Source organism: Kosakonia oryzae, assembly GCF_001658025.2.
GTDB lineage: Bacteria > Pseudomonadota > Gammaproteobacteria > Enterobacterales > Enterobacteriaceae > Kosakonia > Kosakonia oryzae.
In genome coordinates, this window is the sequence record NZ_CP014007.2 from 3,975,173 (window position 1) to 3,991,032 (window position 15,860).

The 15,860-nt window shown below is 51.4% G+C and carries 14 protein-coding genes; 6 read left to right on the forward strand and 8 right to left on the reverse strand.

The window, feature by feature from the left end:
- Positions 1-3: 3 nt before the first annotated feature.
- The 6 genes from AWR26_RS18925 to AWR26_RS18950 form a co-directional block, all read right to left on the reverse strand.
- Entirely contained in the window at positions 4-822 is an 819-nt protein-coding gene (locus AWR26_RS18925; protein WP_064568090.1) for a phosphate/phosphite/phosphonate ABC transporter substrate-binding protein, read from the reverse strand.
- Positions 788-1,753, reverse strand: a complete 966-nt coding sequence (locus AWR26_RS18930; protein WP_064568092.1) for a fatty acid desaturase — start codon at positions 1,751-1,753, stop codon at positions 788-790. Before AWR26_RS18930 ends, AWR26_RS18925 begins: the two co-directional genes overlap by 35 nt.
- A gap of 116 nt (positions 1,754-1,869) precedes the next feature.
- Positions 1,870-2,241 (reverse strand): putative quinol monooxygenase, encoded by a 372-nt coding sequence (locus tag AWR26_RS18935; protein ID WP_064568093.1) that lies wholly within the window; start codon positions 2,239-2,241, stop codon positions 1,870-1,872.
- A 21-nt stretch (positions 2,242-2,262) separates the two neighbouring features.
- The gene (locus AWR26_RS18940; RefSeq protein WP_064568094.1) at positions 2,263-2,829 is read right to left on the reverse strand and encodes a VOC family protein; all 567 of its coding nucleotides are present in this window, start codon (positions 2,827-2,829) and stop codon (positions 2,263-2,265) included.
- A gap of 13 nt (positions 2,830-2,842) precedes the next feature.
- The gene (locus AWR26_RS18945) at positions 2,843-3,292 is read right to left on the reverse strand and encodes a nuclear transport factor 2 family protein (RefSeq protein WP_175518612.1); all 450 of its coding nucleotides are present in this window, start codon (positions 3,290-3,292) and stop codon (positions 2,843-2,845) included.
- Complete coding sequence (locus AWR26_RS18950; protein WP_064568095.1) at positions 3,292-4,041, reverse strand: SDR family oxidoreductase; 750 nt, start codon at positions 4,039-4,041, stop codon at positions 3,292-3,294. Before AWR26_RS18950 ends, AWR26_RS18945 begins: the two co-directional genes overlap by 1 nt.
- A 166-nt stretch (positions 4,042-4,207) precedes the next feature.
- On the opposite strand from AWR26_RS18950, the gene AWR26_RS18955 reads away from it, so the two are divergent.
- The 5 genes from AWR26_RS18955 (at position 4,208) to AWR26_RS18975 (ending at position 11,924) form a co-directional block, all read left to right on the forward strand.
- A complete protein-coding gene (locus AWR26_RS18955; protein ID WP_064568096.1) occupies positions 4,208-5,113 on the forward strand; it encodes a LysR family transcriptional regulator in 906 nt (301 codons plus the stop codon).
- Between the two features lie 420 nt (positions 5,114-5,533).
- Complete coding sequence (locus AWR26_RS18960) at positions 5,534-7,792, forward strand: TonB-dependent siderophore receptor (protein WP_064568097.1); 2,259 nt, start codon at positions 5,534-5,536, stop codon at positions 7,790-7,792.
- 667 nt (positions 7,793-8,459) lie between these two features.
- Positions 8,460-10,883 (forward strand): outer membrane protein assembly factor BamA, encoded by a 2,424-nt coding sequence (gene bamA / locus AWR26_RS18965; RefSeq protein ID WP_064568098.1) that lies wholly within the window; start codon positions 8,460-8,462, stop codon positions 10,881-10,883.
- 41 nt (positions 10,884-10,924) lie between these two features.
- A complete protein-coding gene (locus tag AWR26_RS18970; protein WP_043954461.1) occupies positions 10,925-11,218 on the forward strand; it encodes a hypothetical protein in 294 nt (97 codons plus the stop codon).
- Positions 11,219-11,519: 301 nt separating this feature from the next.
- Positions 11,520-11,924, forward strand: coding sequence for an H-NS family histone-like protein (locus AWR26_RS18975; protein WP_064568099.1), 405 nt, complete (start codon positions 11,520-11,522; stop codon positions 11,922-11,924).
- A gap of 568 nt (positions 11,925-12,492) precedes the next feature.
- Here AWR26_RS18975 and AWR26_RS18980 read toward each other — a convergent pair.
- Positions 12,493-13,035 (reverse strand): hypothetical protein, encoded by a 543-nt coding sequence (locus tag AWR26_RS18980; RefSeq protein WP_064568100.1) that lies wholly within the window; start codon positions 13,033-13,035, stop codon positions 12,493-12,495.
- 476 nt (positions 13,036-13,511) lie between these two features.
- On the opposite strand from AWR26_RS18980, the gene srsR reads away from it, so the two are divergent.
- Positions 13,512-14,384, forward strand: a complete 873-nt coding sequence (srsR, locus tag AWR26_RS18985; protein WP_064568101.1) for a LysR family transcriptional regulator SrsR — start codon at positions 13,512-13,514, stop codon at positions 14,382-14,384.
- Here the strand turns inward: srsR and AWR26_RS18990 are convergent.
- The gene (locus AWR26_RS18990; RefSeq protein ID WP_064568102.1) at positions 14,381-15,859 is read right to left on the reverse strand and encodes an acetyl-CoA hydrolase/transferase family protein; all 1,479 of its coding nucleotides are present in this window, start codon (positions 15,857-15,859) and stop codon (positions 14,381-14,383) included. The two genes, srsR and AWR26_RS18990, sit on opposite strands and share 4 nt — an antisense overlap.
- Between the last annotated feature and the right edge of the window lies 1 nt (position 15,860).

The window sequence follows — 15,860 nt, forward strand, 5'->3', positions numbered from 1 at the left end:
CATTTATAAATCAACCACACCGTGCTTTGCCGCCTCATCCCGCCACTCCAGCAGTAAAGCGTAATCCTCGCGTGTGACAGCAGCAAAACCGCCAATCAATGCCGCCGCACAAACCTGCTGATACTGCGCATCGCTGACCAGTTGCTGTAATGCTTCCCGCAGCAGCGCCACATTATCGGCGGAGGTTGAAGCGGAGGTGATAAGCGGTAGTCCGGGTGTCAGCGGGCTTTGCCCGATAATCGTCAGCCCTTCAAGTAAGTCCGGTTGATGGCGCTGTAGCAGCGCCCAGGTAACACAGTCGATGGCGGCGATATCCGCACGATCTTGCTGTAACGCCACCAGCGATTGCCGGTGGCTGCCGCTAAACTCCACCGAGGCAAAAAAACGTTGCCCGCCGGAGAGTGACGCGACCATTTTTCGCAGGGCGTTATAGCCCGATTGTGATTCGATGGCGTTGCAGACCGCGCGCTGACCGCGAAAATCCACCAATGTTTTCCCGCTCTCTTCTGCACGCGCCACGAGGAAGCTGCAGTAGCCGATGCCTTCGCAGCCCGGTGCCTGATAGTGAAAACATCCCACGGTTTGCACTTTATCAAGCTGCGTAACCAGCGGATAACCGCAGGTCTGGCTTAACAGCAACCCCTCTTCCTGCCAGTGCGTCAACAGATCCGGCGACGGCCAGACATGTGTTGCTACGATGCCGCGAGCGGCGAACAGTTCTTTCAGCACACCGCCCAGCGCCACGGTATCTGCGCGGTGCAGATCGTACATGGGCAAAGAAAACAGGTTAGTCGTTGTATTGCTTGCAGCCTGGGTGTGCATTCACGTCCACCGATGTAAACAAAAAGCGTCGTAACCATTCACTATAGCCCTGAACCAGAAATCCGCGATTACGTTGGCGATAAACCTGCAGGTCTCGCAGGTAGAGCGTACGCAATCCATACCAGGGCACGCCGGGCAGATCGTGGTGGATGGAGTGATAGTTGAGGTTGAGAAACAGAATGCGCCACGGCAGCGCCACTTCATTGATCACCGATCGCGCCAGCGGATCGTCCGCCGCCTGATGTTCGAGAAAAGAGCGGATTTTTGTCACCGCCAGCGCCGGATAACTGACCGCCAGCACAAACCACAGCGGTGAAAAATCCCAATGTGCCATCCACGTAAACAGCGCTGCGAGCAGTAGACCATGCACCAGCCACATAGCGATAGTTTTCGTCTGCCGCTGATAAAACGCGCGAATCATGCCTGCCAGCAGTTGCCCGATATCGAGCAGCGGCGCCAGCAACAACCGCCCGGGGAATGTGTTGCGCAGACGAATGATTTCGCGCTGCAGGCGCGAGAAACGCTGCCAGCGCTGAGGGGCAAAATAATACGATTCAGGATCCGCATGCGGCAGCGTCAGTTCCGGCGTGTTGTGGTGCGCGAGATGGGAATCACGGTAAAAGCCATACGGATACCAGACCGCCAGCGGCAGCAGGCCCAGCAGTTGGTTAAACCACGGCCAGCGCGTTGGATGACCATGGATTAATTCATGCTGCACAGAGAGATACCAGCAGGTAAACACGATCAGCAGCAACGTTGCTGGCCACAAGCCTAAGGTTTGCCAGTTCGCCAGCGTGGCAAACCAGCCGCCATACACGGCAATAATCACCGTCCAGGTGGGAAGCTCATAGCGCCACAGCCAGCTACGGGCGCGCTGTTGAATAAAATCACGTTGTTCTTCATGTAAATAGACCGCACGACGTTTTGCCATTCACTCATACACTCTCTGCACTGATTCGCGTCACGATGTGAGGGAACGGCAGAAATCACAACCAACTTAAATGGCGTAACTATTGCGGAAAATGGCAAAACGCCGGGCGGCGCGGCTCAGGCCACTTTGCCGCGCGGATCGTCGATATATTGCTGCGCCACGTCGTAACGCACGCCTTCGCGATGAAGAATGCGCACATTTTTCACCACCGTCGCCAGCGCCCGCAGGAAGGTGGCGGCGTTTTCGTGGTGCTCATACGCGGCTTCATCGGCCCAGCCTTCCAGCAGATGAAAGGCGTTGGCATCGGCCAGATCCTGAGCAAAGGCGTAGTAAATACAGCCGGGCAGTTTACGCGCGGCGGCCATTTCCGGCACCACCGCATCAATAAAGGTCTGCCGATCGTCGGGATGCACGCGATAGTAAGCGCTAACCACAATGCCGGTAGCAGGAGATTTGTCGTGATCGGCACTCGAAATCGTACGGTTCATATTTCTCGCTCCAGTAGAGGATTAACGGCCCGGCTTCCACAGTTTGACAGAGGCATGTTTTTCATACGCTTTGCCATTCGGGTAACTGACCAGTTCCATATCCGCGCCCCATGGCGAGCGGAAATGCACCCAAGTTTCACCCGCGGTATCGCCGCTGGTCATCGTCATCGGCTCACCGCTAATGGCAATCCCTTTCGACTTGAGCCAGGCCACGCCGCCCTGAATATCATCGGTGTAAAACGCAATGTGCGAGGCACCGATATCCTGCATCGCTGGCATCTGCATGCTGCCGTTGGCGTCCTGATAAGCGAACAATTCAATGTTCGCGCCATTGCCACAGCGGATCATGGCAATCGTCACGCTGCCGGTCAGCGGTTTGCCATCCGGCGAGGGCAGTTTTTCCAGCGCGAACGGACCGATTTGCGTGGCGGGCACGCAGCCGAACGTGTCATGAAAGAAGGTTTCCGCCTGTTTCAGATCCGGCACGCTAATGCCGACGTGATCGATTCCGGCTGTTTTGATCCCGGCGGCCTGCGTCAGACCGCTCAATCCCAGCAGCACGCTGAGCAGTAATAAAGGGCGTTTCATGGGGCTTTTCCGCTTAGGGTTGATTGATAAACACATGGGCGCTGGCGATACGGCCATCGCGAACGGTGAAAATGTCTTCGCCGTGAACCAGGCCTGGATTGCCCTGCGGGCCATAGCTCCAGGTCACGCGGCCTAATCCGTGATTCCATGTTACCGGGGCCGGATGGAAGACAAAGCCCGGATGCTCACGCTGGACGCGGGCAATTAATGCCACAACCTGCTGGTAACCGGTGGCGATGTCGGCGTAATCGGCGACATAAACGTCTTCGGTATAAACCTCGCCAAAGCTGCTGATACGCGGCTGCGGATCGTTCCAGATGGCAAAGTGTTTATCGATCAGTTGCTGGGCGATGTGCAGTTCAGGTGATTTCATCTCTTTATGCTCCGTTGTCTGTGCACGGGCCAGCGGCAGCACCATCAACGCTGCCAGCGCCAGCCCGCGAAAAGTGAGGGCGTTGACCATCAGATTTGCGCCATGCCGCCATCGACAAACAGCTCTGCGCCATTGATAAAGCTGGAGGCATCCGACGCCAGGAAAGCCACCACTTTGCCGACCTCTTCCGGTTCACCAAGACGGCCCAGCGGCACTTGCGCAGCCAACGCGTCAAACAGCCCCTGACGGTGTTCATCCGGGACTAAATCGCCAAGACCCGGAGTGCGGATGGGGCCAGGGCTGACCACGTTGACGCGGATACCACGGCCTTGCAGATCCAGCGACCACGAGCGGGCAAAGTTACGTACGGCGGCTTTACTGGCGCTGTAGACGCTAAAATTGGCTGTCCCTTTGATCGACACCGTGGAGCCGGTCAGCACAATCGATGCGCTATTCACTAACAGCGGCAGCGCTTTCTGTACGGTAAACAGCACCCCGCGTACGTTGGTGGCAAAAATGCGGTCGAAATGCTCTTCGGTAATCGACCCTAGCGGCAACATATCGCCGCCCCCGGCGTTGGCGTGGAGGATGTCCAGCCGACCGGCGCTTTTGGCGATTTGCGCATACACCGCGTCGAGATCCGCCGGAACTGATGCATCCGCACGGATGCCGGTTACGTTGGCGCCCACTTCCGCGATGGCAGCATCCAGCTCTTTCTGCCGACGGCCGGTAATAAAGACACGTGCGCCCTGGGCTACCAGCTCTTTCGCCGTCGCCAGCCCGATACCGCTGGTACCGCCAGTGACAAGGGCAATTTTTCCGCTCAGTTGTTTCGTCATTTTTCTGTTCCTCAGTTTGGGTTTTAGGGTTTACCGGCGGTCAGCAGGGCTGACGTCTTCGGTATGGCGCTACTGTAGCGCTGGCGTTTTTATTGAAAAATACCGAAAAATGAAAATGACTATTCACTGTGGTGTATAATCAGCTTTCACGAACAAAGGGGGACGTATGGATCAGTTGCAGGCAATACGGGCCTTTGCCCGCGTGGTAGAAGCCGGGAATTTTACCCGGGCGGCAGATTCACTGGAGATGCCCAACGCCACGCTGAGCAAACTGGTGCAGGAGCTGGAAGCGCACCTCGGCGTGCGATTGTTGCAGCGTACCACCCGCCGGGTGACGGTGACGCCGGAAGGACGCGACTATTACGACAAAACCGCGCGCATTCTGCGCGATCTGGAAGATATCGATACCTCCTTTAACAGCGTGCGCAGCCATCCGCGGGGCCAGTTACGTATTGACGTCGGTGGCTCCACGGCGCGCGATGTACTGATCCCGGCGCTGCCGGAGTTTCTGGCGCGCTACCCGGATATCCGTATCGATCTTGGCGTTTCTGACCGCGCAGTGGATCTGATTAGCGACAATGTGGACTGCGTGATCCGCGGCGGCCCGCTGGATAACTCCTCGCTGATCGCCCGCCAGATTGGCGCCGCAACGCTGCTGACCTGCGCCACGCCCGCGTATCTGAAAGCCTTTGGCACGCCCGCCTACCCGGATGAGCTGAAAAATGGTCACCGGCTAGTAAGTTATCTGTCGCCGCAAACCGGCAGAGCCTTCCCCCTCCGTTTTGAGCGCGACGGCGAAAAGTGTGAAATCAAGGTCGATCACCGCATCGGCGTAAACGAGAGTAACGCCCATCTGGCCGCCGGTATGGCCGGATTGGGGATTATTCAGACTTTCAGTTATGCGCTGGAAAGTGCGCTGAAGAGCGGCGCGCTGGTGGAAATTTTGCGCCCGTGGCGCCCCGCACCCTACCCCTTCCATGTGGTTTATCCGCAAAACCGCCATGTGACGCATCGCCTGCGGGTTTTTATTGACTGGCTGCTGGAAAGTTTCCCGAAAAATGTCGGCCGCTAATGTCAGCATATTATTTTCGTGACTCAAGGAATAACAAAGTGAATAATGAAGAGAATTTGAAAATATTACGAATTAACAATGAAGGTTTATTTTTATTATTTACCAACCTCACATATCAACTTTAAAAAATATTTATAACTCATTGATTATAAATCATATTTAAATTCTTAAATTTTGAATAACTATTATCTTGATAATGAATTTCATTTCTATTAACGTCATTCGCGCATGATGAGGATTCTCTGGCGAATAACGTTTTCCTCATCGTGCAAATAATCCCTCTCGTTTTTACTCATTTACTGACGCAGATAACCGCCGCAGTCCGGGCATTTATTCTCTTTTTTATGCCACGGCTCAGGGAGGCGTCACTACGCCCGAAAAAAGCGAGAACCGCACACATAAAAATACAGGGAATATGGCATGAAACACGCTTCACATTACCCACTGGCCATGCTGATTCACTTGGCGCTGTGGGGTCTGGCGCTTCCGATACAGGCCGCTGACACCAGTAATACGTCTGAGCAAACCGCGACGGACACAACCAAAACGCAGGAAGATACGCTGGTGGTAACCGCCGCCAAACAGACGTTGCAGGCTTCCGGCGTCTCGACCATCACCGCCGAACAAATCCGCAAACACCCGCCCGCCCGCGATGTCTCTGAACTGATCCGCACGCAGCCTGGCGTCAACCTGACCGGCAACTCCACCAGCGGCCAGCGCGGAAATAATCGGCAGATCGACATCCGGGGTATGGGGCCGGAAAACACGCTGATTCTGGTGGATGGCAAACCGGTGACCAGCCGTAATTCCGTGCGCTATGGCTGGCGTGGCGATCGCGATAGCCGTGGCGATAGCAACTGGGTACCGGCGGAAATGATCGATCATATCGATGTGATCCGTGGCCCGGCCGCCGCGCGCTACGGCAACGGCGCGATGGGCGGCGTAGTGAATATCATTACCAAACCCACTACCGGTGAATGGCACGGTTCATGGAACACTTATCTGAATGCGCCGCAGCACCGCAAAGAGGGTTCGACGAAACGCACCAACTTCAGCCTGAACGGCCCGCTTTCCGATACCGTCAGCTTTAATTTGTGGGGCAATCTGAGCAAAACCCAGGCCGACGCACAGGACATCAACTCCGGCCACGAAGCCGCACGCACCGGCACCTATGCCGGTTCTTATCCGGCAGGCCGTGAAGGAGTGATTAATAAAGATATTCACGGCAAAGTGCGCTGGGAATTCGCTCCGATGCAGGCACTGGAGTTTGAATCCGGCTACAGCCGTCAGGGCAACCTGTACGCAGGCGATACGCAAAACACCAACACCAGTACGCTGGTGAAAAGTATGTACGGCAAAGAGACCAACCGCCTTTACCGCCAGAACTGGGGCGTGACCTGGACCGGCGGCTGGGACAATGGCGTAACAACCAACACCTACGCGCAGTATGAACGCACCCGCAACTCCCGGCTTGGCGAAGGGCTGGCTGGCGGCACGGAAGGGATCTTCTCCAGCGATAAGTTCTTCGATATTGATCTTTCCGATGTGCTGCTACACAGCGAGGTCAATATTCCGTTTACGCTGGGCGTCGATCAGAACCTGACGATCGGCACCGAGTGGAACCAGCAGCGCATGAAAGATGGCGTTTCGACAACCCAGTCGCTCTCTTACGGATCGATTGATGGCGTCAGCAGCACCAATCGCAGCCCTTACTCCAGCGCGGAGATCTTCTCGCTATTTACCGAAGACAATATCGCCCTTACCGACAGCACCATGCTGACACCGGCGCTGCGCTTTGATCACCATTCGATCGTCGGCAACAACTGGAGCCCGTCTCTGAACCTGTCGCAAGGGCTGGCGGAAGACTGGACGTTGAAACTGGGGATTGCACGCGCCTATAAAGCGCCGAATCTTTATCAGCTCAACCCAAACTACATTCTCTATAGTAATGGCCAGGGATGCTATGCCAGCAGTTCAGCCTGCTATCTGATGGGTAACAGCGACCTGAAAGCCGAGACCAGCGTTAACAAAGAGATCGGCATCGAGTACAAACACAACGGCTTCCAGGGTGGCATCACTTACTTCCGCAACGATTACCACAACAAGATCGAATCCGGTTATTCCGCCGTCGGTACCGCCAGCAATGGCACCACCAATATTTATCAATGGGAAAACGTGCCCAAAGCATTAGTAGAAGGGCTGGAAGGCACGCTGAATGTTCCGGTTAGCGAAAGCGTCAACTGGAGCAACAATATGACATGGATGCTGCAAAGCAAGAACAAAACCACGGGCGATCGTCTGTCGGTGATCCCGCAATTTACCCTGAACTCGACGCTGGCCTGGCAGGTTCGCGACGATTTGTCGCTACAAAGCACCTTTACCTGGTACGGACGGCAGAAACCCAAACGCTTCAACTATAAAGGTGAGGCGGTTTCCGGCAGTGAGTTGAATGAAGTCAGCCCTTACAGTGTGGTCGGTCTGAGCTCGACCTGGACGGTGAACAAAAACCTGAGCATGACCGGCGGCGTGGACAATATCTTTGATATCCGCCACTACCGCGCCGGTAATGCGCAAACCACCGGCAACAGCACCACCGGTGCTTACCTGTACGGCGCAGGCGCAGAAACATATAACGAATCAGGGCGCACCTTTTATGTTAGCGTGAACACGCATTTCTGATGTCATCATCAAAGCCGGAACAGTTTATGTTTCCGGCTTTTTTGTCCGCTAAATCCGCGCTGTTATATATGATGACAAAATCTTCATCGCTTCTGCATAATCCTTTCACTATCCGGGTTTATTATTAGCACGGTTGAGTTCGGCGGGAATGGATCCAGCAGAAATCAACTGTGGTGTAATACCACTCCTTCATAAAAGTAGTACTCCATCCCCCCTTCCAAATCCCAACCGCAGCCATGCGGTGGAGGGGGGATTTCCCTTCACTGCGCTCTTTTATTAATGATTTCCCTGAGTAACGGCTTTATGCTCAGCAGCCTCTTTTTTCATACATATATTATCCATGCTTTCTTCATTTTAACTGACACATTATTTGTTATTGTCTCAGCGTTCTTTGTTGAGTGCAGAGGACATCATTCCTAATAAACTCTTCCCCCTTCCCCCCCGTTCAGGAAGGGGGCTTTTTTTAATACGGAATTTTAAAATAGTCTTACACCACTCGCCGACAAATCTTTCGATACTGATATTCAAATAAAGTTCCACGCAGGCATATTATTTTTACCTGCGTTGTATATTCATGCTTTCTCCATTATTTCCCCATCATTAAATGTAATCCTGCATTTCTATTCGCAGCGGTTTTCTTTGAAAATATCTCTTAGACGAAACTTTCATGTTTAAAAAATACAATATCATCGCCGGTTTATTGTTATCTCCTTGCGCTTTGCATGCCGCTACCTCTTTGAAAATCAATGATATTCAGTTCGAAGGCTTGCAACGCGTTACCGTTGGGGCAGCACTGCTTAGTATGCCAATCAAAGCGGGTGAAGAGGTCACCAATGACGATATCAGCGAATCGGTACGTGCGCTGTATGCCAGCGGCAATTTCGACAATGTGCAGATCCTGCGCGAAGGTGAGACATTGCTGATAAAGGTCAAAGAACGGCCAACAATCGCACAGATTAGCTTCGCCGGAAATAAAGCAATAAAAGAGGATGTGCTCAAAGAGAACCTGCGTGCTAATGGTATTCAGGAAGGCTCAGCGCTGGATCGAAATAATCTTTCGGAAATAGAAAAAGCGTTGCAGGATTTTTATTATAGCGTGGGAAAATACAGCGCGCAGGTTCATTCGGTGGTAACGCCACTACCGCGTAATCGCGTTGATGTGAAATTTGTTTTTCAGGAAGGGCTTTCTGCCAAAATCGTGCAGATTAATATTATTGGCAATCATGCATTCAGCGATCAGACCTTGCTGGATCAGTTGCAATTACGCGATCAAGTACCGTGGTGGAATGTGCTTGGCGATCAGAAATACCAAAAGCAAAAACTTGAAGCCGATATTGAGACTCTTCGCAGCTATTATCTCGATCGTGGGTTTGCGCGTTTTGCGATTAATTCCAGCCAGGTCAGTATGACGCCGGATAAAAAATCACTGTATATCACGTTGAATATTTCTGAGGGTGAGCGCTATCAGATCGTCAGCACACGGGTGAGCGGCGAGTTGGCGCAGCGCAATACAGAGGTGGATGCGCTGGCGCGCACGCTGCAAGGGCAAACTTACAGCGCAGCGAACATTACCCGCATCGAAGAGGCGATCAAAAAACTGTACGGTAAGGATGGTTATGCCTGGCCGCAGGTCAATACCGTGCCAGAGATTGACGACAAAAACCGTAGCGTCACGTTGCGGATTAATGTCAATGCCGGACGTCGCTACTCAGTGCGCCAGATCCGGTTTTCCGGCCACGATACCTCCCGCGATTCGGTACTGCGTCGGGAAATGCGCCAGATGGAAGGCGCATGGCTGAATGATGAGAAAGTGCAGCAGGGGAAAGCGCGGCTGGAACGCACCGGCTATTTCGAAACCGTGGAGAGCCATATCACACCGGTTTCCGGCCAGCCGGATCAGGTGGATGTCGAATATAAAGTGAAGGAGCGTAATACCGGCTCTTTTAATGTCGGCCTCGGCTACGGTACGGATAGCGGTATCAGTTACCAGTTGGGCGTTTCGCAGGATAACTGGCTCGGCACCGGCAACACCGTCAGTTTTAACGGCACGCGCAGCAGTTACCAGTCTTATATTGAACTGGGCGTCACCGATCCTTATTTCACTGTGGATGGAGTAAGCCTCGGCGGCAAAATTTTCTATAACAGTTACGATGCTTCTGATGCTGACACCGGTAGCTACAATCAGCAAAGCTATGGTCTCGGCGGGAATATGGGCTTCCCGGTCAGCGAAAATAATACCCTTAATCTCGGGCTGGATTATGTCCATAACCGGTTAACGAATATGGAACCGGAGCTTACCACCTGGAATTACCTTAATTCACGTGGAATCTACCCTAACGTGGTGAGCAAAGATGAAGACAGCAACGCGGAATATAGCGCCAATGACTTCTTTGCCTCGCTGGGCTGGGGCTATAACTCGCTGGATCGCGGTTTTTTTCCTCGTTCCGGTAATAAAAGTAGCTTAACCGGCAAAATAACCATTCCGGGTTCCGATAACAGCTATTACAAAATCAGTTTCGACAGTGCGCAGTATCTGCCATTAAACAGCGATAAAAATTGGGTGTGGATGGAACGTCTGCGAGCAGGATATGCCGGCGGGCTGAATGGCAAAGAAGTGCCATTTTATGACAACTTCTACGCTGGCGGATCGTCGTCAGTTCGCGGCTTTTCCTCAAATACTATCGGGCCAAAATCGGCTTATTACCGCTGTAACGGATCAGAAAGTAGCTATAGCGGATGTCCGCTGGAAAATTCAGATGATTCAGTGGGCGGAAATGCGATGGTGGTGCTGAACAGCGAATTTATCGTCCCGACGCCCTTTGTCAGCGATAAATATGCCGACAGCTTGCGCACCTCATTATTCGTAGATGCCGGAACGGTCTGGAATACCTCATGGCATAACACAGCACAAACACTGGCTGCAGGTCTGCCAGATTATAGCGATCCTTATGATATCCGTTTTTCCGCAGGTATCGCCTTACAGTGGATGTCGCCGCTGGGACCGCTGGTCTTCTCTTATGCCCTGCCTTTTAAAAAATATGAGAACGATAAAGCTGAACAGTTCCAGTTTAATATTGGCAAGACCTGGTAATGCGGCTTACGCCATTACCAGGCAGAATAAAAAAGGATGGTATGAAGAAAAAATCACATATGACCGTCAACAAAGTGGATTTCTTTGATTTCCGGTATGAGCTGGAGCGCGCCGTACTGGCGACGGATCGAGATTATTCTCAACAATGTTTGACACGGGCGAAATTCCTTAGCTACTTATTGTGTCGGAATCTGAGCCATCAATATGTGGTAATGTTTAACGAAACATTCAGCAGTGCTGAAATCGCAGTGGACGAAACGACCAACAAGAAAGAGAAAACACGCCTCTTCAGGGATAATTTTTATCGGTTGAAACAGGCGCTAAGCATGGAATGACGGGCTTTTGGGAGCAGTCTTATCTTTGTATGGATGGAAAAATGGTGAGTTGCGCATTATTTCCTCAACAAGCCAGGCGGCTCTAACTGCAGCTCAACATTAAATTAACCCTTAAAGGATATGGTCTTTTCCCGTATATCGTTGGCTAAATTTCGCTTTATCCACATGTATGAGGTAGAGCATGTTTACAAAAGTGAATTTATATTTGCTAAAAAATATAATTCAGTATTGATTTTTATCTCATGATCACTAAAAATTAATTCCGATAGAATTTACATTTCTCTGCACACGGAGTGACGCTATGTCAGAAGCATTAAAATCATTAAATAACATTCGCACCCTGAGAGTTCAGGCTCGTGAAGTTACGCTCGAAGCACTGGAAGAGATGCTTGAGAAACTGTCTGTTGTCGTTGAAGAACGCCGCGAAGAAGAATCTTCAATTCGCAAAGAACAAGAAGAGAAAGAAGCGAAGTTGGCTGCTTTCCGTCAAAAACTGTTGGATGAAGGAATCGATCCAACCGAGCTTTTATCCTCCCTGAAAGGGCAAAGCACGAAGTCTAAATCTGTTCGTGCACCTCGCCCTGCTAAATATAAGTATATTGACGAAGACGGCAGCGAAAAAACCTGGACCGGCCAGGGTCGTACGCCGAAAGCGATTGCAAAAGCCATTGAAGGCGGCAAAAAGCTGGAAGACTTCGAGCTCTAAAATGTATCAGGGGCAGCGCAACTGCCCCTTTTTTTATTTCTGCCCAGCCACTCAGCTTTCTTTTCTGATCTTTCCCCATCGCCGCTGCCGTTTATCCCTTAAGTAACATCTGATAGCTTTTACTGCCGCACAGAACAGTCGTCGTGCGACACGGAAACGCTCGATACCCCCATCGAACATTTATTTAACTTTTCCCTGAGCATGCTGCTTGCCAACAACATTCTCGTCTATGCTGGCGGCAGGGTTTATTACCCGGCACACAATTTGTTGCCCGATCAACTTCCGGCGGGAGATGTTGAGTGACTATTCTTGCGCTTCGTCATTCATTGTACGGCTTGTTAAATTAGCGAATATGTCGTAAAGCATGTTATGCGAAAGATCAGGAAAAGTGGCAACGAGAAAACAAACATAGCCGCACAGCGAAGAATTCCCCCTCATATCCATACGGCCTTAACGTTATTCTTGTGTCTACGGGTAGTGCAGTAAATGCCCACCATCCCTTCCAGGGCTAATGTTAATAAAACAGGCTACCTAATGTATTGCCATGAAAATTAATGAATCCTGAAGCTTATTTATCCGATGTATAGCTCTGCACAGGAGAAATATTCAACTGACAGCAACACTGGCCGCAGTCGTTTTTTCCCTGCATTGGGGTAGTTAATGCTGTTGGTGGAGGCAAACATTGCTGAAAAATAGAGTCTGCACTCTGCAATGTCCTGCACTTATCAAAACCAGGCAACGTCGTACTTCCATCGTGTTGCGACTGACAGGTCTCGATCAACATCCAGCCCTGGACAAGATTAAGCAGCGGCATCGACTGGCCATCCATCAGGCAGTCGTTACCGTAAGCGCGCCAGGCCTCGATGACCTGCTGACATTCACTCGCGCGGGTATGCGTTTTCAATAGCTGCACGTTGTGGCAAAAATGGCGCACATGCAACCGGGTATGAGGATCCTCCGCGTCGATCTCCTGAAAAGGTTCATTAACCGCTGGATTATTAACAGGTTGGTTATCATCGTCGATAAATAATCGCGCCGCTGAACCTTTCGTCGCTAAAAATAGTGCTAAAGATAGCTTTTGCAGCTCGAAGTAAATGTTTTTATCTACCATGACGTAACTATAATACTCACTCCACAGGTGATCTGAACATTGATTTTAAGTGAAACATTACCACAGGCGATTCATTTATCAATGAATCAATTGTGGTACTCATCTCGCAATAAAAACGCATCAATAAAATAAAAATTAATGCTTTCTTAATATTTTAAATAAATTAAAGTATGAGATGCATCTCATTCTCATCTTAATGAGAAACCACACCAATAGTATGTATAAAAGAATAAAACATCGCGGGTTCTTTTAACACTGCACACTGGCTGAAGAGACCATCTGGCAAACGCAACAGGTGAATTGCGGCGCTTCTCCCATCTCTGAAGGATTGCAGTGGTTCCCACTGTGCCAGTGTGTGCTAACATTGATCGCAGCAATAAATAGCATGCTAACAATGGCACGGATTGCCAAACATACTGGTTATCGGAACCGAGAGGGATTTTCAGGTGAGCAACTCTATTTTTATTTCCAAAAGGATGCGTAATTTTATTGTTCTGGTGCAGACCAAAAGCATTGCCAGAGCGGCGGAAAAAATTCATATGACCGCCTCGCCCTTTGGCAAAAGCATCGTCGCGCTGGAAGCGCAGATTGGCTATCCGCTTTTTACCCGAAAAGATAACAGCATCAGCCTGAATAAAGCCGGTCAGGAGCTTTACCAGAAACTCTTCCCGGTTTATGAGCGGTTATCGGCCATTGAAAACGAGCTCCATAACTCAGCGCAGCGCTCACAGAAAGTGGTGCTCGGTATTGATAACACTTACCCAACCATTATTTTCGATCAGCTCATTAGCCTGGGCGATAAGTATGAAAACGTCAGCACCCAGGCGGTTGAATTCAGTGAAAATGGGGTGATTGACGATCTGTTGGGCCATCAGTTCGATTTTATTATTTCACCGCAGTTGGTCTCGCCACGCGTCCAGGAACTGGAAAACCTGATGGTTACCGAGCTGCCGCCGCTGCGACTCGGTTTTCTTGTCTCGCGACGCTATCAGGATAAACAGCCACAGGAACTGCTGCGCGAGTTGCCGTGGCTGCAAATGCGTTTCCAGAACCGAGCCAATTTTGAAGCCATGCTGGATGCCCACATTCGGTCATGCGGCATTCATCCGACGATTATTTATCGGGCATACAGCTTTATGGCCAAAATCAGCGCAGTGGAACGCGGGCAATTTCTCACGGTGATCCCCTGGTTCGCCTGGCCGCTGGTTAACCAGCAAACATTAACGTATTTCGATGCGCCGAACGGTCCGATGGTGATGCAGGAGTACCTTTATTCACTGAAAAACCAGCGGCATACCGCAGCGATATGTCAGTACATTGCTGACGATCGCCACGGTACGACGGGTTAACCCAGCATAGAACCTGTTTTCAGTAACGAAGTGTGCAGTTCAAAGACGCGGCTAAGATCGTGGTGTATATGCCCACCAGACGTGGATTGCAGATAACGATGGAGATAATCCCGGTATAGCGGGTGGGCGCAATTTTCAATAATGGTACGGGCTCGCTCAATCGGCGAAAGCCCGCGCAGATCGGCAATCCCCTGCTCGGTAATGATCACTTTGACACTGTGTTCGCTGTGATCGACGTGACTGCACATCGGCACAATGGTCGATATTTTTCCCTCTTTTGCAATCGAGGGCGCCATAAAAATCGATAAGTAAGCATTACGCTCAAAGTCGCCGCTGCCGCCAATGCCATTCATCAGATTAACGCCTGCCACGTGCGTTGAATTGGCATGACCGTAAATATCGAACTCCAATCCGACATTGAGCGCAATGACGCCAAGGCGGCGAATGATCTCCGGATTGTTGGAGATCTCCTGCGGCCGCAACACAATGCGTTCGGCGAAAAAATCCATGTTATCGTAGATTTTCCGCAGCGCTTTGTCGGAAACCGTCAGGCTGGATGCGCTGGCCCCTCTGACTTTTCCCGTTTCCAACAGATGTACCACCGATTCCTGTAGCACTTCGGAATACATCATAAACGGTGGGATATCCGGGTTTTCTCCAAGACGCGCCATCACCGCGTTATTAATATTGCCGACACCGCTTTGCAACGGCAGAAACTCTGGAGGAATTCGTCCGTGTGCGATCTCATTGAGCAGGAAGGTCACTACGTTGTCCGCAATCTGCTGACAGACTGGTTTCTCCTCCTCCAGCGTATTACCGGCATCCGGCAATTCGGTATCCACTACGGCGATAATTTTTCGCGGATCAATCTGCACATAGTGCAGGCCAATTCTGTCCAGCGAACTAAAAATAGCAACACTGTTGCGGTACGGCGGCGCACCGGGCGAGGCAATATCAGCCAGTTGAGCCACCTGCGGGCTGTGGTAATGGTTGTATTCAATGATTATTCGTTTTGCCTGTCGCAGCCAGGTTGGCGCATTACCAATACCGCTGGAAAGCCAGACTTTGCCATCGCTGGTTAGCGCAGAGGCCTCGATAACGGCGACATCAATGTCGCCGAAAAAGCCATAGTTCACCATTTGCGCCACTTCACTCAGATGCAGGTCAACGAACTTCACCCTACCCTGATTAATTTTTTGCCGCATGCCCGCTGCCGACTGGTACGGAGCACGCCATGAGACAGCATCCGCTTCAGACAATACATCATCGGCAGCAGCTCCAATGGATGCGCCAGTGAGAAGGCGAATCTGAAAAGGCTGCTGCGCCTGATGCAACTCGCGTGCGCGCCGGGCAATCGCAGCGGGTAGCGCTTTAGGCGAACCGGCGGCAGTAAAACCACTGAATGCCACCATTTCATCATGCTGGATAAGCGCGGCCGCCTCGTCAGCGCTTATCCGGGGCCAGGACTCTTTCATG